16 protein-coding genes, 1 other RNA gene and 1 pseudogene are annotated in these 19,708 nt (G+C 69.8%); 12 read left to right on the top strand and 6 right to left on the bottom strand.

Annotated elements, in window-relative coordinates; genetic code table 11:
* Position 1: 1 nt before the first annotated feature.
* On the bottom strand, positions 2-583 hold the full coding sequence (locus IPI43_23185; protein ID MBK7776998.1) for a hypothetical protein: 582 nt from the start codon (positions 581-583) through the stop codon (positions 2-4).
* A gap of 395 nt (positions 584-978) precedes the next feature.
* Here IPI43_23185 and IPI43_23180 point away from each other — a divergent pair, with 395 nt between their 5' ends.
* The 3 genes from IPI43_23180 (at position 979) to IPI43_23170 (ending at position 5,565) form a co-directional block, all read left to right on the top strand.
* Positions 979-2,742 carry a hypothetical protein gene (locus IPI43_23180; GenBank protein ID MBK7776997.1) on the top strand — a complete coding sequence of 588 codons (1,764 nt, stop codon included), beginning with the start codon at positions 979-981 and terminating at the stop codon, positions 2,740-2,742.
* Positions 2,743-2,749: 7 nt separating this feature from the next.
* Positions 2,750-4,150, top strand: a complete 1,401-nt coding sequence (locus IPI43_23175) for a DUF1501 domain-containing protein (GenBank protein MBK7776996.1) — start codon at positions 2,750-2,752, stop codon at positions 4,148-4,150.
* A 206-nt stretch (positions 4,151-4,356) separates the two neighbouring features.
* Complete coding sequence (locus IPI43_23170; GenBank protein MBK7776995.1) at positions 4,357-5,565, top strand: hypothetical protein; 1,209 nt, start codon at positions 4,357-4,359, stop codon at positions 5,563-5,565.
* Positions 5,566-5,614: 49 nt separating this feature from the next.
* Here the strand turns inward: IPI43_23170 and rnpB are convergent.
* Positions 5,615-6,013: RNase P RNA component class A (gene rnpB / locus IPI43_23165), an RNA gene on the bottom strand.
* A gap of 103 nt (positions 6,014-6,116) precedes the next feature.
* Here rnpB and IPI43_23160 point away from each other — a divergent pair.
* From IPI43_23160 to IPI43_23140, 5 genes are all read left to right on the top strand, one after another.
* A complete protein-coding gene (locus tag IPI43_23160; GenBank protein MBK7776994.1) occupies positions 6,117-6,764 on the top strand; it encodes a helix-turn-helix transcriptional regulator in 648 nt (215 codons plus the stop codon).
* Complete coding sequence (locus IPI43_23155) at positions 6,761-7,738, top strand: HlyD family efflux transporter periplasmic adaptor subunit (GenBank protein ID MBK7776993.1); 978 nt, start codon at positions 6,761-6,763, stop codon at positions 7,736-7,738. Before IPI43_23160 ends, IPI43_23155 begins: the two co-directional genes overlap by 4 nt.
* Positions 7,735-8,727 (top strand): ABC transporter ATP-binding protein, encoded by a 993-nt coding sequence (locus IPI43_23150; protein ID MBK7776992.1) that lies wholly within the window; start codon positions 7,735-7,737, stop codon positions 8,725-8,727. The genes IPI43_23155 and IPI43_23150 overlap by 4 nt, the downstream gene beginning before the upstream one ends.
* On the top strand, positions 8,724-9,824 hold the full coding sequence (locus IPI43_23145) for an ABC transporter permease (GenBank protein ID MBK7776991.1): 1,101 nt from the start codon (positions 8,724-8,726) through the stop codon (positions 9,822-9,824). Before IPI43_23150 ends, IPI43_23145 begins: the two co-directional genes overlap by 4 nt.
* A gap of 593 nt (positions 9,825-10,417) precedes the next feature.
* Complete coding sequence (locus IPI43_23140) at positions 10,418-11,146, top strand: hypothetical protein (GenBank protein ID MBK7776990.1); 729 nt, start codon at positions 10,418-10,420, stop codon at positions 11,144-11,146.
* A gap of 9 nt (positions 11,147-11,155) precedes the next feature.
* Here the strand turns inward: IPI43_23140 and glpD are convergent, their stop codons facing one another.
* The 4 genes from glpD to IPI43_23120 all read right to left on the bottom strand — a co-directional run bounded on the left by glpD (position 11,156) and on the right by IPI43_23120 (position 15,759).
* Positions 11,156-12,847: a glycerol-3-phosphate dehydrogenase gene (glpD, locus tag IPI43_23135; GenBank protein ID MBK7776989.1), complete on the bottom strand. Its 1,692-nt coding sequence runs from the start codon at positions 12,845-12,847 to the stop codon at positions 11,156-11,158.
* A gap of 72 nt (positions 12,848-12,919) precedes the next feature.
* Positions 12,920-14,497, bottom strand: a complete 1,578-nt coding sequence (lnt, locus tag IPI43_23130) for an apolipoprotein N-acyltransferase (protein ID MBK7776988.1) — start codon at positions 14,495-14,497, stop codon at positions 12,920-12,922.
* A gap of 26 nt (positions 14,498-14,523) precedes the next feature.
* Positions 14,524-15,144 (bottom strand): DNA-binding protein, encoded by a 621-nt coding sequence (locus IPI43_23125; GenBank protein MBK7776987.1) that lies wholly within the window; start codon positions 15,142-15,144, stop codon positions 14,524-14,526.
* A gap of 42 nt (positions 15,145-15,186) precedes the next feature.
* On the bottom strand, positions 15,187-15,759 hold the full coding sequence (locus IPI43_23120; protein MBK7776986.1) for a MerR family transcriptional regulator: 573 nt from the start codon (positions 15,757-15,759) through the stop codon (positions 15,187-15,189).
* Between the two features lie 332 nt (positions 15,760-16,091).
* On the opposite strand from IPI43_23120, the gene IPI43_23115 reads away from it, so the two are divergent.
* The 4 genes and pseudogenes from IPI43_23115 (at position 16,092) to IPI43_23100 (ending at position 19,698) form a co-directional block, all read left to right on the top strand.
* Entirely contained in the window at positions 16,092-16,961 is an 870-nt protein-coding gene (locus IPI43_23115; protein ID MBK7776985.1) for an ABC transporter permease, read from the top strand.
* Positions 16,939-17,874: pseudogene (locus IPI43_23110) on the top strand (ABC transporter substrate-binding protein). The gene IPI43_23115 and the pseudogene IPI43_23110 overlap by 23 nt, the downstream one beginning before the upstream one ends.
* Before the next feature lie 58 nt (positions 17,875-17,932).
* Complete coding sequence (locus IPI43_23105; GenBank protein MBK7776984.1) at positions 17,933-18,703, top strand: ABC transporter substrate-binding protein; 771 nt, start codon at positions 17,933-17,935, stop codon at positions 18,701-18,703.
* Entirely contained in the window at positions 18,700-19,698 is a 999-nt protein-coding gene (locus IPI43_23100) for an ABC transporter permease (protein ID MBK7776983.1), read from the top strand. Before IPI43_23105 ends, IPI43_23100 begins: the two co-directional genes overlap by 4 nt.
* Positions 19,699-19,708 lie beyond the last annotated feature (10 nt).

The following is a 19,708-nucleotide window of genomic DNA, read 5'->3' as shown; positions in this document are numbered from 1 at the left end:
ATCAGAAGGTCACCTCGGCGCCGATGGCGATGCGGAGGCGATGAGCGGTGAGCGTCCACTCGCGCTCCGCCGTGGCGAAGCTGGACTCGGCGGACGAGCGCAGCAGGGGCGACCACGACCACAGATACCCGAGGGTCCCGCGTAGCGCGAACCAGCTGGCCGCTTCCCAGCGGACACCCGCGTCGGCGCCTACCATCAGGCCCAGGCGCGGCCCGCGCCAAGTGTTGAAGCCGCCGTTGCGGCTCATGTTGATGACCTCGCGGAGCTCATCCCCCGGCGCGATGATGGACGCGCCCACGCTGGGCGTGAGGATGATGAAGAGGTCGCGCTTCACCGGCAGGAGCACGTCGAGGCGAACGTCGAGGAACAGCAGCTGCCCCATCCCGATCGCGTCGCCCCCCTCGGGGTCCACGGCGAGGGAGCCACCCCACCCGAAGCCACCGCCCACGCGGAGGTTGTCGCGCATGCCGAACATGAGGCCCAGGTAGAGCGATCCGCCCAGCTCGCGTCCCGAGTCGGACTCGTCTTCCACGAGCCGATTGACGCGATCGTAGCGGTCGAGGCGCTGCACATCGATGCGCATGGCCCCCTCGAGGACGAACGCGTTCGGGGCATCTTCACCCTCACTGGAACGCCGGGGCCGGGGTGCCGGGGGCTCTGTGGCGGGGTCCGCCGCAGGCTCGTCGGCCAGCACCGGGGCGGGGGCGATCGCCCCGGCAAGTGCCAGTAATGTAGTGAAAAGTGCGCTGAGGCGGAGGGGGTGCGTGCGACTCATGGCCGCGAGTGTACCCAAATCGTCCGGCCGCAACACCTATTGCGAAGTCACCCCGACCTCTCTAGTCTGTGTAGTGGTGCGGTAACTCGGCCCTCGCGCCTCAGCGATCGCATCCCGCCCCCCACGGAGACCGTATGGAACCTTCCCAGTCCCGCAGCCATCACTGCCTCTCTGGTCGCTCCGCCCTAACTGCGGTCGCCGCTGTGTTGTTCCCCTTGGCCCTGAGCGCTTGCGCCGGAGACGGGGGCTTCTCTGCCGAGACCCCGGCTCGCGGGCCGGGTCAGTACGTGGGGCGCGACAACCCGCTGAACGACACCTTCACGGGTGGCGCCGGCGCGGACAACGCCGCCCGGGCTCTCGATGTGGGCCAGATTGCCGATTGGCGATCGTGCGGGGCTGCTTGCCAGGCGCACTGCGCCGCGCAGACGTTCGAGAACCCGCTGGACGAGGCCATGTGCCCGCACCTCTGGGGTGCCGGCCTGGACACGCGCCCCGTGGACGAGACCGAGGCCTGCCGGCGCATGTACGTGGACCTGGCGGGCTTCTTTCCCACGCTGTTCGAGATCGAGCGCAGCTGCTTGGGCCGCCCGGCCAGCGAGGTGGCCCTCCGGCTCGTCTCCTCTCCCGAGTTCGTGCGCGTCAACCAGATGCGTTGGGCCGACCGGCTGCGCTACGACAACATCAGCGTCAACTTCGAGCGCATCTACGACGCCGACGAGACCGTGGGCAAGGCCTACAGCGGCCTCATCCGGTACGACGAGCTGGTGGAAGTGCTGAGCGCGCACCCCGTGCTGACGCGCCGCTTCGACAGCGCCGCCGACCGCGCCGAGGCGCTGTTCACGCTCTTCCTGGGCCGCCCGCCGTTCGACAACGAGCGCGCCGACATGGCCAAGCTCTACCGGCTCTGGGACAACCACTACATCGACCACCCGCAGCTAGGGATGCGCTTCCCGGACGCCTTCGTGTCACACGCGTGCGTGGACGAACAGGGCAACGTGGACCCGAACACGGCCGGCCAGTGCACCAGCCTCCTGTGGGGCTTCAACCAGGTCATCCTGCAGCCGGACTTCCGCGCCACCAATGGGCGCACGTGGTCCGAGAACCTCACCGAAGAGGAGTGGCGCCTGCTTCAGACGCCGGGGCGCATCTTGTCGGTGCAGAGCGAGGCGTGGGAGCACGCCGTGGCCGACGTCCTCCACCAGTACCTCGGCTACAACCTGGCGTTCTACACGCCCTCGGTGCTGCAGCCCCTCGTGGAGTACCTGTTCGCGCACGGCGGCGACATCCGCAGCATCCACTACTTGGTGGTCACCTCGCAGCTCTATCGTCAGTCGTCCGAGTGTGGCGACGACGTGTGCGGCGATGACCTGAACCCACCGGAGTGGACCTACGGGCCGCTCAAGCAGGTGGACTCCCAGATCTGGCTGGACACCCTGGCGCGCTTCGGCAGCAGCGACATCGGCGCCTGCGACCGGCGCATCCCCAACACCGGCGACCTCATGCAGGCAGGCGTCAACGGGGTGGACGTGCTGGCCAACTCGGAGTGGACCTTCAATGACGAAGGCCGCGTGGACGACCGCTACCGTGACGTGGCGCGTACGCTGGGCGGCTGCCCGGACAACCAGGTGACCACCCGGTTCCAGGCCGTCAGCATCCTCAACACCGCCACGCAGGAGTCGTTCGTGGCGGAGATGTGCAACCCGGGTGGCGCCTCCGAGGCCGCCGTGGACGCCGCGCGCATCCTCCCGGAGACCATCGCGGCGAACCGCGCGCTGGACGACACCGTCGCCGAGGAGGTCGTCGAGTACCAGGTGCGCACGTACTTCGGTCGCGCCGCCACCACCGAGGAGCGCGACATGGCCCGCGTGGGCGGAGCGGCGTGCGTGCCGCAGCCCTGCGACGCGGAGACCTTCGCGCGAGTCCTCTGTTACGCCCTCCTCTCCAGCAGCGAGATGCTCTTCTACTGAGGTTGTCATGACGAACCGCAAGCCAACATCGCCCAAGAGCACCTTCGGACTGAGCCGCCGCGGCTTCCTCAAGGCGAGCGCCGCCGGCCTCGCCGCCAGCACCGCGCCGCACCTCTTCATCCCCAACCGCGCGGTCGCTCAGACCGGCGGGCAGGGCACCATCAAGCACCTGCTCTACATTCGCCTCGCTGGCGGCTTCCGCTTCCCCACGGCGTTCAACGCCGACGTGTCGGGCGCGTACAACCCGTTCGGCACCGCCTCCGGCGTGCCCGCCGGCGTGGAGTGGGGCGTCAGCAACCTGCTCATGCGCGCGGGCTTCCTGGACGCGAACCGCACGGCGGCGGGCATGCTGCCCGTGCACCAGCTAGCGGACCGCATCACGGTCATGCCCACCGTGGACCACGAGCCGCTCGCCGGCTACGCCGACGGAAACCACACCACCGGGCTCGAGCGCTACCTCACCGGCTACGTGAACGGCTCCGCCGGGTTCTTCACGCGCATCAACTTGGGTCTGGCGGACCGCTACGCCGCGGCGCTGGCCGAGGGCAACGTCATCCTGCCGCCCTTCGTCATGGGAAGCGCGGCCATGGCGCGCGGCTTGGGTGAGTTCGCTCCTCACCGCCCGCCCGTGCTCAGCGGAGGGTCGTTCGACCGCTTCGCCGCCTCGGCCTCGGGTGCCATCCCGGATTGGGGCGCGCCCATGGTGACCGCCACCGACGCGCGCATGCGCGACCGTCAGCACCGCATGCAGCGCGCCCGCGTGGACGCCTACGTGCAGTCGCGCGCCGCCACGGCCGCCTACTCGGCGATCTTCGCCGACCCGCTGTTGGCCACCGACCGCCCCACCATGGACGTGGTGGACGGCATCTCCAACACCGAGCTGCAGATGCTGTTCGGCACCAGCTCGTCGGCGCGTGAGATCCGCCTCGCGTTGCGCCTGTTCCGCTTCGGCTGCCCGGCCGTCTACCTGGACCAGGGCGGCTACGACTACCACTCGGGCGAGCAGGACCGCCTGCCCGGCTCCATGGAAGCGCTCAACCACCTCATCTCGGCGCTCATCCACGTGCTGCCGCGCATGACGCACCCCGACGGCGGCACCTACTGGGACCACACGCTGGTGGTGCTGGGCAGCGAGTTCTCGCGCACGGCCCGTGGCGACCGCTTCAACTCGGCGCGCGGCTCGGACCACAACGGCGACAACTCCACGCGCTGGATGTCCATGCCGTTCTTCGGCGGGCCCGTATCTGGCGGCCGCGTGGTGGGTGCCACCACGGCTCGTGACGACCTGCGCGCCGAGGGCACCGTCTACTCGTACCGCGGCCTGCTCAACACCTTGATGGACGGCCTCGGCTGTGACCCCGAGGTCTTCTTCCCGGCAGACGTCGTCGTCCCCGACCTCTTCGGATGAACGGAGCCCCCATGAACCAGCGCCGCTTCGTTTCGCTCTTGTTGCTCTCCGCCGCCATCGCCACCGTGGGTGCCTGCCAGGCCGATGGGTTCCGTCACGCCAACCCCGGCGAAGCACCGCCCGGGCTCGAGTGGACCCCCGACAGCGGGGCCCCCTTCTTCGGACCCACGCGCACCGTCACGCCCTACACCGGCAGTGAGGCCGCCGTGCTGGAGGCACAGACCAACCTGCCCACCGGCATCGAGCTGCAGGCCGAGGTGGTCATCCGCAGCTGTGGGCCCATCAACGGCGTCTGCCACAACGAGAAGGAGTACCCGGACCTGCACACGCCGGCGAACTTCGCGTCCACCATCGGCGCGCCGTGCAACGTGCAGTCGGGCACCCCCGAGGGCGTCTTCGACCGCTGCGAGCGCACTGGCGACCGCTTCACCTTCGACAACGACCAAGAAGTGGAGATCGGCTGGGTGGAGTACATCGCCCCGCCCAGCGAAGGTGAGATCGTGGTGGGTCCCGACATGCCCGGCCTGCACATGCACTTCACCGACCCGGTGAGCACCGAGTACGACGGCCGCTACACGGTGGGCCGCTTCGTGCGCACGTTCGTGCAGGCCGGCAACACCATCGAGGACCTCACCTACTTCCGCTACGAGCAGCGCTTCCGCATCTTCGACGAGGGCCGCCACGTGGTGGCCGAGGTACCGGGCTACCTGGCCAATGCGGTGCAGAGCTTCATGGCGTCGGGCATCGAGCAGGGTGACCTCAACCGCAACGGGACGTACGGCGCGCGGCCCAACGTGATGGGCGTGCGCAGCGGTCCCATCTCGCTCATCACCGCCGGCGACCCGGAGACCAGCTACATCATCGGGCGGCTTCGTGGCCACATGGAAGGCACGCCTGTCCCCGGCACGCGCATGCCGCTGGCGAACGAGCCGTTCTCCGTGGCCGAGATGCTGGCCTTGTTCTGCTTCGTGGAGGGCCTCGACCCCGCAGTGAGCACGACCAACCTGTTCGACCCCATCGACTACAACGGCTGCTCCTATGCCCAGAACCCGGCGCTGTTGGACGGCCTCGCGGTGGAGGGCTCGGGCACGGGCTTCGCCACCCGCATCCGCCCGCTGCTGGAGGCCAACTGCTCGGGCTGCCACGAACCCCTGGACCCCGAGGAAGACCTCATCCTGCAGGGCAGCGGCCTGTACGAGCGCCTGATGCAGGTCTCGGCGCAGGACCCCATGGGACGGCCACTCATCGATCCGGGCAACCTGGCCAACAGCTACCTGTGGCTGAAGCTCATCGGCGACCCCTCCATCGAGGGCGAGCGCATGCCGGTGAACCCCATCGCGGGCGGCGGCGCGCTCGACATGGACAAGCTGGACGACATCCGCGCCTGGATCGAAGCCGGCGCACCCAACGACTGAGCCTGGCTCGCGGGGCTTAAAGCAACACCCCCACACGAGGTGGGGGTGCCGGTCGGAGAGCTCATAAGCCGAGTTTTGTTCCCACGTCCGTCGCCGGCGCGTGGGCGGTGGTCATTCGTCTAGGACGTGCGTCACCGCACGCCTCGAGCGACTCTACCCGGAAGCATCAGGCGGGCCGCCCTCAGTCGCTTCCCTATTTGGTCTTGCTCCGAATGGGGTTTACCTCGCGACCGACGTTACCGCCGGCCCGGTGCGCTCTTACCGCACCCTTTCACCCTTACCCCGAGGCCCGAAGGCGTCGTGGCGGTCTTCTCTCTGTGGCACTTTCCTCGGGGTCACCCTCACCGGGCGTTACCCGGCATCCTGCCCTGCGGAGCTCGGACTTTCCTCCCGCGGGACCCTCGTGCAGAACACGCTGGCCACGCCGGCGAGCACCCGAGCCGCTCCGACGGGAGTCCTTTCGCACACCTCGGCGCGCGCCACAAGCGGCGAGTCCACCTATTTCGTGCCGCTCCCTTGATTTATTCACACGTTTAAATAAATATGGGTCCATGGCGCGAACACGCACCCCAGCAGCTCCCAAGCGCGGTCCCCGGCCCAGCGACGTCGAGGTCGGCCCCATCCTCTTGCGCGCGGCGGCCGAGCTGGTGACCGAGCGCGGTCTCGTCGAGATCTCCATGCGTGAGGTGGCCGACCGCGCGGGGGTGACGCCGGCGATGGTCACCTACTACTTCGAGGGCAAGGAGGGACTGTGGCAGGCGCTCATGCAGGCCGGCATGACCGACATCCGCGCCGCGCTGGCCGCAGCGCCCCCCGACCCGGGCACGCCGCGTACCATCGAGTCGCTGTTCCGGCAGCTGCTCGACACCGCCCACGCGCGCCCGTGGATGCCCGTGCTGTTGCTGCGGTCGATGTGGGGAGCTCCCAAGCAGCGCAGCGGCTTCGCTGTGGCCAACGCGCCCATCAACATGGCCATGTTGCGCGCGCTCCTGGCCTCGGGGCAGCTGGCCGGTCCACGGCTGCGCAACGACCTCTCGCACGAGGCGCTGTTCATCATCTTGTTCTCGTCCGTGGTGTTTCCCGTGCTGGCGCGCCCCGTCATGGAAGCCACGCTGGGTGTGCGGTTCGACGATGCGTTCCGCGCGCAGCTGGCCAGGACGCTGGCCACGCTGGTCACCGAGCCGGAGGTGAAGTCATGAAGACATCTTGGCGGCTCATGGCGATGGGCGCGCTAGCGCTCGGCGCTTGCAACGCCCTCGATCCGGCAGCGCCGGCGGACGAGCCGCTGCAGGGTGTGGTGGAGCACGAGTCACGGCGCCTGGGGTTCGAGCTCCCTGGACGCCTGACCGGTGTCTCGGCGCAGGTAGGCGACGAGGTGGCTCAGGGGGCGCCGCTGGCCTCGCTGGACCCAGCGCTGGCAGCGGCCGAGGTGGCCGCACGTCGGGCGGATCTGGACGCTGTCAGCGCGCAACTCGCCCTGCTCCGCTCGGGGGTGCGCACGGAGGACCGGCGAGCGACCGCGGCCGAGCTGCGCGGAGCGCGCGAGCAGCTGCGCGTGGTGGAGCGCCAGCGGGACCGCATCCGCTCCCTGGCCACGCGGGGCGCTGCGCCCGAGGCCGACGCCGAAGCGCTGGAGGCCAGCTGGGCGGCCGCAGACGCGCGCGTTCGGACACTGGAGCAGGCCAGCCGAGCGCAGCGGAGTGGCGCGCGGGACGAAGAGCTGCTGGCGGCCGAGGCGCGCGTGGCGGCATCCGAAGCAGCGCTGCTTGCCGCGCAGGTACGGGTCGCTCACACCCAGCTCTCGGCGCCGGTAGCGGGCACGGTGGTGGACCGCCTGCTCGAGCCTGGTGAAGTGGTTGGCGCGGGCACCCCCGTGGTGGAGCTGGCCGAGCTGGACCGGCCGTACGTGGACGTGTTCGTGCCGCAAGCGCGCATGGGGGAAGTGCAGCTGGGGAGAACGGCGGAGGTGCGCGTGGACTCGCTCTCGCAGCCGCTCGAGGGCTCGGTCGAGCGCATTGGACAGCGCACGGAGTTCACGCCGCGGTTTCTCTTCAGCGAGCGGGAGCGGCCCAACCTGGTGGTACGCGTGCGCGTTCGTGTCCAGGACCCCGAGCACCAGCTTCGCGCCGGTGTGCCGGCGTTCGTGCGCTGGCGTGGCGAGGCGCGCCCATGACCACCCCCGATGCATCGGTGGAGCCCGACGCAGCAGAGCCCGTCATCGACGCGCGTCACCTGTCGCGGCGCTTTGGCGACTTCGTGGCCGTGCGCGACGTGTCCCTCTCCGTGCAGCGTGGCGAGATCTACGGCGTCCTCGGGGCCAATGGGGCGGGCAAGTCCACCACCCTGCGCATGCTGTGCGGCCTGCTGGACCCCAGCTCGGGCAGCGCCACCGTGGTGGGCTTCGACGTGGCGAAGTACCCCGAAGAGGTCAAGGCGCGCATCGGCTACATGACGCAGCGCTTCAGCCTGTATGAAGACCTCACCGTGCTCGAGAACCTGCGCTTCTACGCGGGCATCTACGGCGTGCCATGGCGCTCGCGGGGCACCCGGGTGGCCGGCGTGATCGAGCGCATCGGTCTCGGGGACCGACAGCGCCAGCTGGCCGGCACGCTCTCCGGGGGCTGGAAACAACGCCTGGCGCTGGCTTGCTCCACCATCCACGAGCCGCCGCTCCTCTTCCTGGACGAGCCCACCGCCGGCGTGGACCCGCTCAGCCGGCGCTCGTTCTGGGATCAGATCCACACCATCGCGGACGAGGGCACCACCGTGGTGGTGACCACGCACTACATGGACGAAGCCGAGCGCTGTCACCGGCTCTCCTTCATCTTTCGCGGCACGGTGCTCGAGGCCGGCACGCCGCTCGAAGTCGTGGCGCGTCGCAAGCTGCGCATCCTCGAGCTGGACGTGCCCACGCACGCTCGTCGCGCGGCCGACGCGCTGCGCGAAGACCCCCGCGTGGAGGAGGTGGCGCCCTTCGGGACGCGGCTGCGCGTGGCCGTGCGCGACCGCGACCCGCGCGAGGTGGTGACCACGGTGCTGGACCCGCTGGGGTTCGTGTACACCGACCACGGCGAGCAGCGCGCCACGGTGGAAGACGCGTTCGTGGCCTTGGTGCACGACGACCAGCGCGCCGACGAGCGCGCGAGTGAGGCCGCCGCATGAGCCGCCTCCTCGCGATCGCGGACAAGGAGCTGCGTCAGGTGCGGCGTGACCCGCTGACGCTCGCGATGATGGTGGTCATGCCCGTCATGCAGCTGCTGCTCTTCGGGTACGCCATCAACAACGACGTGCGACACATGCCCACGGTGGTGCTGGACCACGACCACAGCAGCCGCTCGCGCGACTTCGTGCGCTCCATGGAGGTGACGGGCTACTACGACATCGTGGGCCACGTGCGGAGCTACGAAGAGGTCGAGCGCGCCTTCCGCGCTGGCCGCGCCAAGGTGGCCGTGGTGTTCCCCGATGGCTACGGCGCGGCCGTGGCCGCACGCCGCGGCGGCACGGTCCAGGTGATCGTCGACGGGTCCGATCCCCAAACGGTCGCGTCGGCGACCAGCACCGCCGCTAGCCTCGCCGCCGACACCAGCGCGCGTCTCAGCGTGGTGCGGGCTGCCCCGCTCGTCGCGACCGAGCCCACGGTTTGGTACAACCCCGAGCTGCGCACGGCGGTCTTCGTGGTCCCTGGCATCATCGGCGTGATCCTGACCATGACCATGGTGATGCTCACCTCCATGGCCATCGCACGCGAGCGAGAGCGCGGCACCCTCGAGGCGCTGATCGTGTCCCCCGTGCGCGGCTACGAACTCATGATCGGGAAGCTGCTGCCCTACGTGGCCGTGGGCTACGTGCAGGTGACGCTCATCCTCGCGGCCGGTCACGTGGTGTTCGAGGTGCCCTTCCGAGGCTCGTTGCCGCTGCTGTATGCCCTGAGCTTCGTGTTCATCGCGGCCAACCTGGCGCTCGGTCTGGTGTTCAGCACGCTGGCCGCCACGCAGCAGCAAGCGATGCAGATGAGCTTCTTCTTCCTGCTACCCAACATCCTGCTCTCCGGCTTCGCGTTTCCGTGGGAGGGCATGCCGCGCCCCGCGCAGCTTCTCAGCGAGGTGCTCCCGCTCACGCACTACCTGCGCATCGTGCGTGGCATCACCCTCAAGGGCGCGGAGTTCGACGACGTGTCCGGTGAGCTGTTCTGGATGAGCGTCATCCTGGTGGGCTTCGTGACGCTCGCCTCGGTGCGCTTCCGTAAGAAGCTGGTGTAGCCGAGCGCAGCCTCCCTGCGCGCGGGAAAGTGGACGTGCGGTGGCGGGCCGATAGTCTCCCGAGCATGCTGCGCGCCCGCTGGTTCTACCTGCTCTCCGCCCTCCTGAGCACGTCGCTGCTGGGAGCGGGCTGCGGGTCGGACGCCGCCGCGCCGGCGCCCGCCAGCAGCTCGCAGCCCGAGGCGCCCCTCCCGCTGCGAGCCGGAGGCCGCGCCGAGCCGAGCAACCGCCGACCCCTGCCGAGAGCCGGCCCCAGGGCTGCGCTGCGCTTCCTGGCCCGCGTGCCGGCGAGCAGGTGGACGTGCCCGCCGGGACGCTGCATGTGGGTAGCCGGCCGGGGCTGCGCTCGCGGAGCCCGCTGCGCGAGGCCGACCTGGTGGCGCTGCAGGTGCCGGCGTTCCGCATGGACCGCCTGCCCTACCCCAACGACCCGGCGCAGCCTCCACGAACACAGGTGACGCGACCGCAGGCCGAGGCGCTGTGCGCCGAACGCCAGCAGCGGCTGTGCGACGAGCTCGAGTGGGAGCGTGCCTGCAAGGGGGACAGCGTGCTCGACTACGTGACGGGCGAGCGCTTCGATGCGACCGCCTGCCGTGACGACTACGCCCAATGCACCTCACCCGTGGGCGTGTCCGGCGCTGGGCGTGAGCGTGACCGAGTGGACCGCCAGCGGTGCGCCACGCGCGCTGCGCGCAGAAGCCGCCACGTGGATGGCGCGGGGCGGGAGCGCCGAGTCCGAAGCAGCCGACCATCGCTGCGGTGCGCGTCACGTGATGGACCCGAGCGCGCCCAGCCTGCGCGTGGGCTTCCGCTGCTGCAGCGGCCCGGCACCGGAGCTGAGCTATCCGGCGCACGCACGCACCGAGCTGCACGAGCTGGTGGAGGCCGACGACGCCACGCTGGCTGGCTACCTGCGCCAGATGCCCGAGGTGGCTCGCTTCGCCGAGGGCTTCGTGGGCACCACCGCCACCGCGGCAGCCAGCGTGCTCGAGCGGGCGGAGAAGACCGAAGAAGACCTCGCCGGCTGGCGCCCCTTCACCGGCGTCATGCGCTGGAGCCCCACCGAAGGCGAGCACGTGTGGGTGTTCTCCGGGTCCAGCGCGGCCGTGGGCGCCTCGCTCATCGTGGTGGCGCACCCCATGCCCGACGGCACGCTGGTGCACGGCGCCAGCTTCGTGTTCGAGGGCGAGACGCCGCCGCTGATCGTGGCCTACAGCCCGGGCACGCCCAACGCGCTCAAGTGGAGCACCTGCTGGGATTGCACGGGCGAGGGCGGCGTGATCATGATGCGCGAGGGTCGCGTGACCATCGCCCAACGGTAGCGGCGCGGCTCAGATCTCCTGCTGCCAGGCACGCGAGCGGGCGACGTCTTCGCGGTAGGTGGCCAGCTCCGTGGCCACGCGCGCGTCGTCCCAGCCCAGGCGCTTGGCCATGCGCTGCGCAATCGCCTCGGCACAGTCGAGCCCCTGGTTGGTGTCCTTGTAGAAGAGCTGCGTGCGCCGCGTGAGCACGTCGCTCAGCGAGTGCGCCAGCTCCTGGTCGAGCGCCCAGTCCACCTGCGCCACGATCTCGGAGCGCCCCGGCAAGAGCGGCGCAGCGAGCGACGCGTCGGCGGCACAGCGCTTGGCCAGCTCCAGCGCGCGCATGCCATAGGTGTCTGCCAGAAAGCGCGCGGTGTCCGCGCTGAGCGTGGCGCGCCCCGCCTGCACCACAAGCGCGGTGACCTTGGCGTGGTCGTCGTCGGCCGGCCAGCCCACCCCGCCCGGCAGCGGGTGCTTGTCGGTCTCGGCAGCGCTCAGCTTGGCGGGCAGCTTGCCCATCAGGCGCAGCAGGTCCACCGCGGTGTCCACCAGCTCACCCGACATCTTGCGATAGGTGGTGAGCTTGCCGCCTGCGATGGTGATGAGGCCGTCCTGGCCCACCACGATCTGGTGCTCGCGGCTGACCTTGGACTCGCTCACCTCGCTGCCCTCTTCACCGTCGGTCTCCGCCGAGGGCGGCGCAATCAGCGGGCGCAGGCCCGCCCACGTGGCGATGACGTCGGTGCGCCCCACGGGGTGGTCGGGGAAGTACGAGTTGCTGGCGGCGATGAGGTAGTCCACGTCCTCGAGGGTCGCCGACACGTCGGCCGCGTCGCCCTCGTAGTCCGTGTCCGTGGTGCCGATGTACGTGCGGTCGCCCCAGGGCAGCGCGAAGAGCACGCGCTCGTCCGTGGGGTGAAAGCACACCACCGCGTGCGAGATGGGCAGCTTGTCGTACTCCACCACGATGTGGACGCCCTTGGTGGGCCGCAGCAGGTTCCCCTTGCGCGTGCCGCTCATGGCCATGGTCTTGTCCGTCCACGGGCCGGTGGCGTTCACCACCACGCTGGCGCGCACCTCCTTGAGCTGGCCCGTGGTCTGGCACTTCACCACGGCGCCCTGGATGCGGCCGTTCTCGTCCTTGAGGAACGACTCCACCCGGGCATACGTGGCCACCACCGCGCCGTGCTGCACGGCGTCGAGCGCGGTCTCGATGGTGAGGCGCGCGTCGTCGGTGGAGCAGTCGTAGTAGAGCGGCGCCCCCTTGAGGCCCTCTTGCTTCACGGCCGGCTCGAGCTCGGCCACCTCCTTGGGCTTGAGCTTCTTGTGGATCTTGGGCGAGCGGAACAGCGACAGGCCGTCGTACAGCCACATGCCGGCGTTGATGACGAAGAGGCTCTGGCGCGCGCCCTTGTAGACCGGGAACAGGAAGCCCAGCGGGTTCACCAAGTGCGGCGCCAGGTCCATGAGGATGCGGCGCTCGCTGACGGACTCGAACACCAGGCTGAACTCGTAGCTCTCGAGGTAGCGCAGGCCGCCGTGCACCAGCTTGCTGGAGCGGGAGCTGGTGCCGTAGGCCAGGTCGCGCTGCTCCACCACGGCCACCTTGAGCCCGCGCCGGGCGGCGTCGCGTGCGATGCCCGCGCCCGTGATGCCACCGCCGATGACCAGCACGTCCACCGGCTGGTCCAGTCGATCCCACATCTCTTCACGCTTGGCCATGGTCGCAGTCGTCCGTTTCTCGGCGCCGTTTCCGCGCCGCGCGTCGCTCATAGGGCCGCCTGCGGTGGAGGTTCAAGCCCGTGATTCGAGACTTTGCCGCGCTGACTGTCGCCGCGCCAGAGGCAAGAGGGCCAGCAGCAACAACAGCGCGAGCGCGAGGGGCGGCACCCAGTTGCCCAGCCGCACCGACAGGCTGGTGCCCGTGAGCCGGCGCGCGCTGGCCACGAAGAGCCCGCGCTCGTGCCGCGGCAACACCACCAGCTCCTCGCCGGTGGCGCTGATGTGGCCACTTCTCCCCGTGTTCACGGCGCGCACCAGATCCCGTCGCGTCTCGATGGCCCGGAAGCGCGCCACGATGCGGTGCAGCTCGGGCTGGACGGAGCGCCCGAACCACGCGTCGTTCGAGACGTTGAGCAGCACGTCGGCGCCCGCGAGCGTGGCGGCGCGCGCGGGCCCGGGGCCCACGTCCTCGTAGCAGTTCAGCAGCCCGAGCGGCGCACCAGCCACCGAGAGCAGCGCGTCGCCCTCGCCCACTTGCTCGCCGGGGCACTCAAAGCGGGCCTGCAGCCACGAAGACCACGACCAGAACGGGATGAACTCCGCAAAGGGGAAGCGCTGGCGCTTGTCCACGTGCCCGCTGGGCCGCCCGCTCGTGTCGGTGGCCACGAGCGTGTTCCAGCGCCGGCAGCCACTCGCGTCCGTGAGGTCTGCGCTCATGGCGCCCACGATGTGCGGCAGGTCGGGGCCGTCGAAGCGCAGCGTCCCCGCCTCGCGGTCCAGGAGCGCGGCGCGGGAGACCAGCACCGGGTAGGCCGCCTCGGGCCACAGCACCACCTGCGCCCCCTGCTCTGCGGCGTCGCGACTCAGGGTCTCGAGCCGCGCGAGGCGCGCGCTGGTCGTCATCCCCTCACGGAGAGCACGAATGGAGACGTCCGGCTGCACCACGCCCACGCGCAGCACGGCCGCCTGCTCACGGGCTGCGGCCACGTCCACCAAGCGCATGCTGCCGAAGGCGAGCGGCAGGCCCAGCAGGAGCAGCGCCCCCAGCGCGAACGCACCGGCCCGCTTCGCTTGCCCGTGGGCGCGAAGCTCCCAGGCACCCAGCACGAGGCAGCCCACCTGCGCGGTCAGCAGGTCCACCAGCGGCAGCCCGCCCAGCTCGGCCAGCTGTGCCCACGCCAGCCACGGAAGCGTGAAGTGCCCCACGTGCCAGGGGAACAGCACGGGCACCAGCCCGAACGAAGCCGCGATGGCGAGCGGCAGCGTCAGGGGCAGGCGGGTGGACTCACTCGTGTCCGAAAGGCGCGCGACGAACAGCGCGAGCACCAGCGGAGCGGACTGCAGCACGACCAAGAGCAGGAAGACGGGCAGCGCGGCGAGCGTCCCGAGGCCCGCGAAGCGCAGCAGCACGTCGAACGCGAAGCGCAGCGAGATGACGCCGAAGCCGAGCCCCGCAGCCAGCCCCAGCAGCCCCGAGCGAGCGGGCGTTTGGCTGCGGATGAGCAGCGCCAGCAGTGGCGCAAAGAGGAACGCGAGGAGCGCCGCCGCCCAGTGGGACGAGAGCGGTGGGCCCGCGAGGGCCAAGAGGCCACCCGTGAGCCCCGAGAGGAGCAGCGAGCGAACGAACGAAGCGGAGCGTCCAGGCGGCACGTGCGCGCGGGGCTCCCGCGTGGTGCTCAGAAGACGTAGTCCTTGAGGCGCTCGATGTCCTTCACGGCCTCGAGCTTGCCGAGCCCGGTGGTCTCGACCTGGCGCACGCGCTCACGCGTGAGGTTCATGATCTCGCCCACCTCTTCGAGCGTGATGCCGCCGCGGTCCGCGATGTCCAGCGAGCACGTCTCGGTCATCTCCCAGACGTCCACGTCCGGGAAGTTGAGCTTGATGCTGCCGCGCACCGGGTGGACGTCGATGTAGAGGTGGTACTTGCACGACACGAAGGGGCACGGCCGCTCCATGTCCACGCACTCGGTGCGTGTCTTGGGGCGCCAGTACTCTTCCTCGGGGTAGAGCATGCGGCCGCGGTTGAGCTCCGCTTTGCTCAGCCGCCGAATGCTGATGGTGCGCGCGCGCGTGCGGTTGCGCCGGCGCCGACGACCGGGACGCTCTGCGTCGTCCTCTTCGTCGCCGTCGATGTCGTCGACCGCGTCCTCATCGAGGTCGGCGTCGCCGAACCCGGGGGCCACCGCGGAGCTCAGTGCGAGCTGCCGCACGGCGCCCGAGAGAGACGGCTTGTCGCCCTCCGTCTCCTTCACGAGGGCCGCCAACACCTCGACTTGCTTGATTGCTGCTTCGCTCATGTTCGTTGCTCCTTCAAACCCGCTGCGTCGCCCCGCGACGGGTCAAACTGCTGCTCTCGCCATCCGCGCGCGCATGGTCAGGCGCGCCTCGATGGCCTCGAGCTCCGACACCCACTCGGCGCCCAGCCGGGTGGCACGGCTCAGCGCATCGCGTGAGCTCGCGTGGTCCTCGCCTGCGGCCGCACGCTCACCCAGCGCGCGCTCCATGGCGTCGTAGACACGGGTCATCTGGCGGGTGAGCGCCTCGATGTCGCCGCGCACGAAGAGAAACTCCTTCTGGATCTCGTCGATGGTGTAGCCCTGCCGCATCAACCGCCGGATGTGGTCGATCTGGCGCACCGCCGTGGCGGGGTAGAGCCCCTGCGAACCGCGCGCCTTGCCCTCGCGACCCACGCGCACGCTGCGGGGCAGGAGCCCCAGCTGGACGTACTTGCGGAAGGTGGCCTCCGTGAGCCCACGACCCTGCGTCGCGAACACGTCCACGATCTGCTGCACGTTCATCCCCGTTGGGTGACTTTGCTCGACGTCGTCCAGCTCGGCCTCGGTGAAGCTGGCGTCCGCGTTTGCGGGTGCTTGGCCTCGGCGGGCTCTCTCATATCGAATCAGGGTAGTCATCTCGTTGAAGGCGCTTGAAGGTATTCCTTTCAAGAGAATGTGGTCAACTATTTTTATCAGATTTCTTGACGTTCCCGAGTCGACCTAGATCTGGATGAAATTATTGACTTTTCGACACAGGGCCGGCGGAGGCCCCGCCTCGACGGCGATAAATTTATCGATCTGGGGGGAGACTTAGAGATCGTGGACGTCTTGGGCGATCGGTCGATCCCACATCTGCCCCCCGGATCGGTGCGTGTGACGACGTGCCCCACATGTCGGTATGCCCCCCTCCTTTGGGTGCACGTCGGCGTTGACCCCCGAGCGGGTCCGGGATACTCGTCGGTCTGCCGATGGACCCCCGCGCGTGGCGACGATTCAGACGGAATAAAGGCGCCCTGGTCGGCGCCGCACTCGTGGCGGTCATCACGCTGACGGGCGTGCTGGGCCCGCTGCTGGCGCCGCATGACCCCGCCGAGCAGTTCCGCGAGACGCTGGTGGACGACAACGGCTTGCCCGAGCGCCCGGGCACGGTCGCGGGTCACCCCTTGGGTGGCGACGGGCCACTGGGCCGCGACGAGCTCAGCCGCTTGCTGCACGGCGCCACCGTCTCCATGGCGGTGGCCTACCTGGCCACGGGCCTGGCGCTCCTGATCGGTGTCGGCATCGGCCTGCTGAGCGGCTACTTCAAGGGCTGGCTGGACCTGAGCACCATGCGCTTCGTGGACTTGGTGCTGTCCATGCCCTTCCTGCTCATCGCCATCGTGCTGCAGAAGGTCTGGGTGGTGGAGGGCACGGTCGCGCCGCTGATGGTGCTGTGCGTCATCCTGGGCGGCCTCTCGTGGACCACGCTCGCGCGCGTGACCCGCGCCAAGACCATGGAGGCCAGCAGCCAGGAGTACGTGCAGGCCGCGCGCGCGCTGGGCGTGTCGCACGCGCGCATCCTGGTGCGGCACATCCTGCCCAACATCGCGGGGCCCATCATCGCGCTGGCCACGCTCATGGTGGCGCGCATGATCATCGCCGAGAGCGCGCTCAGCTTCTTGGGCTTGGGGGTGCGTCCGCCCACGGCCAGCTGGGGCTCCATGCTGAGCGAGAGCGAGAGCCTCAAGATCGCGGCGCCGCACCTGCTGCTGCTGCCGGCCACGCTCATCGCCACCGCCGTGTTCGGCTTCAACCTGTTCGGGGAGGGGCTGCGCGATGCCTTCGACCCGAAGGAATGACTCCAAGGCGAGCGGGGTGCGGCGCGCCCTCCCCGGCCTGGTCATCAGCCTCGCGCTGGTGAGCTGCGTGGCCTACGCGGTGACCCACGTGCCCTCGCGTCCGCAGGGCCCGCGCTACGTGGGCGCAGGCAACGCCACACCGCGCTCGGGCGGCACCTTCGTGTTCGGGGCCGCGTCGGACGTGCACTCGCTCGATCCGCACATCGCCTACGACGCGAACTCGTACATGGCGCTGCGCTTGGTCTACGACGGGCTGCTGGACTACGACCAAGAGGGGCAGATGGTGCCCAGCCTGGCCACCGCCATGCCCACGGTGAGCGAAGACGGGCGCACCTTCACGTTCCAGCTGCGCGAGGGCGTGTACTTCCACGACAGCCCCATCTTCGACGGACCGCGCGAGCTCGTTGCCGAGGACGTGCGCTGGAGCATCGAGCGCCTGCTGCACCCCGACACGGGCTCACCCGGGGTCAGCTTCTTCGCGCGCCTGCGCGGCTTCGAGGCCTACCGCGAGGGACGCGCGCAGCACGTGGAGGGCATCGCCGTGCGCGGGCGCTACGAAATCGCCTTCACGCTGGACCAGCCCGACCAGACCTTCCTCAACGCCATGGCCATGGTGTTTGCCTACCCGGTGGCGCGCGAGAACTACGAGCACTACGCGGCCCTCGGCGACCCGGGCGAGGTGGAGCGCAACCCCGTGGGCACGGGGCCCTTCGCCTTCGAGGAGTGGGAGCGCGGCGTGCAGATGACCTTCACGCGCAACCGGCGCTACTGGCAGCCGAACCGCCCCAACCCCGACCGCATGGTGATGATCGAGCAGCTCTCGGGGGAGACCGCCGTGGGGCGCTTCAGCAACGGCGACCTGGACGTGCTCACCAGCCTGCCCGCCGTGCACTACCTGTTCTTCAAGCAAGCCGAGGCGTGGGCGCCCTACATGGCCGAGGAGCCGGGAGGCCACCATCCGCGGGTTGTGCATGAACACCGAGATGGCCCCGTTCGACAACGTGCACGTGCGCCGCGCCGTGGCCGCCGCCATCGACCGCGACTTCATGCGGCAGATGGCCCAGGGCCGCGCGCTCCCAGCGGGCCAGATACTGCCCCCCATGATCCCGGGCTACGACGAGCACCTGCCCTCACTGCAGCGCTTCGACCTCGAGCGCGCCCGCGAAGAGATGCGCCTGGCGGGCTATCCCAACGGCTTGCCGGAGCCGGTGACCGCGTGGATTGGCGAGAGCCAGGGCTCGCTCGTGGCCGCGCAGCAGTGGGGCCGCGACCTCGAGCGCATCGGCATCCGCGTGGAGTACCGCCAGGTGGCTTTCTCGGTGTACCTCGAAGAGACGGGCAAGCCGGGGCAGGCGCAGCTGTTCCCCTCGGCCTGGAACATGGACTTCCCGGACCCGAGCAACTTCCTCGAGATCCTGCTGCACAGCCAGAACATCCGGCCCACGGCCAGCGAGAACCGCTCGTTCTATCGGAACCCGGAGCTCGACGCGCTGCTGGACCAGGCGCGCGGTGAGCCCGACCGCGAGCGGCGCCTCGCGCTGTATCGCCAGGCCAACGACATCGTCTCACGCGACGCGCCGTGGGCGTTCCTGAGCAACGATCTCGGCGCCGAGCTGTGGCAGCCGTACGTCATGAACTATCACCCGCACCCGGTGTGGTCGCAGAACTACCGCGACGTGTGGCTAGACCTGCCGCGGCGGCGCGTGGCCGACAGCACCTACGTCACGGGAGGTGCACGATGACGCGCTACTTGGTGAAGCGGACGCTATGGGCGCTATTCGTGCTGGCCACCGTGGTCACCGCGGTGTTCTTCCTGGTGCACGTGGCGGGCGACCCGGCCACGGTGGCGCTCGGGCCCCGCGCCACGGCAGACGCCATCGCCGACTTCAAGCGTCAGAAGGGCCTCGACCAGCCCACGGGCGCCCAGTTCGGCAGCTACCTGGGGGTGTCGCCGTGCGTGCGCCTCGACTCGCCGGACTACCATGACGGAGAGGGCTACTGCGGGCTGCTGCAGGGCTCGCTGGGAACCAGCTACACGCACCGCGAGGACGTGGCGGCCGTCATTGGCCATCGCATGCCGCGCACGCTGCTGCTGGGCGTCATGGCCATGGTCTTCGAGCTCATCTTCGGCATCGGCGCGGGCATCCTCGCGGCGCTGCGGCGCAACACGTGGACCGACACGGGCATCATGGTGATCACGTTCGCCGGCATCAGCGTGCCCACGTTCGTGACGGGGCCCATCGCGCTCTTCGTGGTGGCGTTCCTGCTGGGCTGGTTTCCGATGGGGGGCTACGGCGTGGGCTTCTGGGACCACGTGTACCACGGCCTGCTCCCCTCCATGATCCTGGCGGTTGGCGGCGCGGCCACCTACGCGCGCATCCTGCGCGGCGAGCTGGTGGAGACGCTGCGCATGGACTACGTGCGCACTGCCAAGGCCAAGGGCCTCGGCCCGTTCCCGGTGGTGGTGCGCCACGCGCTGCGCAACGCGTTGATCCCGATCGTCACGCTCTTGGGACTGAGCCTGCCGGGGCTCGTGAGCGGCGCCATCATCACCGAGAAAATTTTCAACTGGCCTGGACTGGGCATGCTGACGATCGAGGCCATCAACAAGCTGGATGTGCCCATCATCATGGCCACCGTGCTGATGTTCGGCGTGCTGGTGCAGCTGGGAAACTTGCTGGCCGACGTGGCCGTGGCCACCCTCGACCCGCGCATCCGCATGGGCGAGCGCGGCTGAAGGTGGCCGA

This window comes from Sandaracinaceae bacterium (genome assembly GCA_016706685.1).
GTDB lineage: Bacteria > Myxococcota_A > Polyangia > Polyangiales > Houyiibacteriaceae > JADJJE01.
Note: the sequence above shows the minus strand (reverse complement) of the source record. Positions and strands in the feature narration are given on the sequence as shown.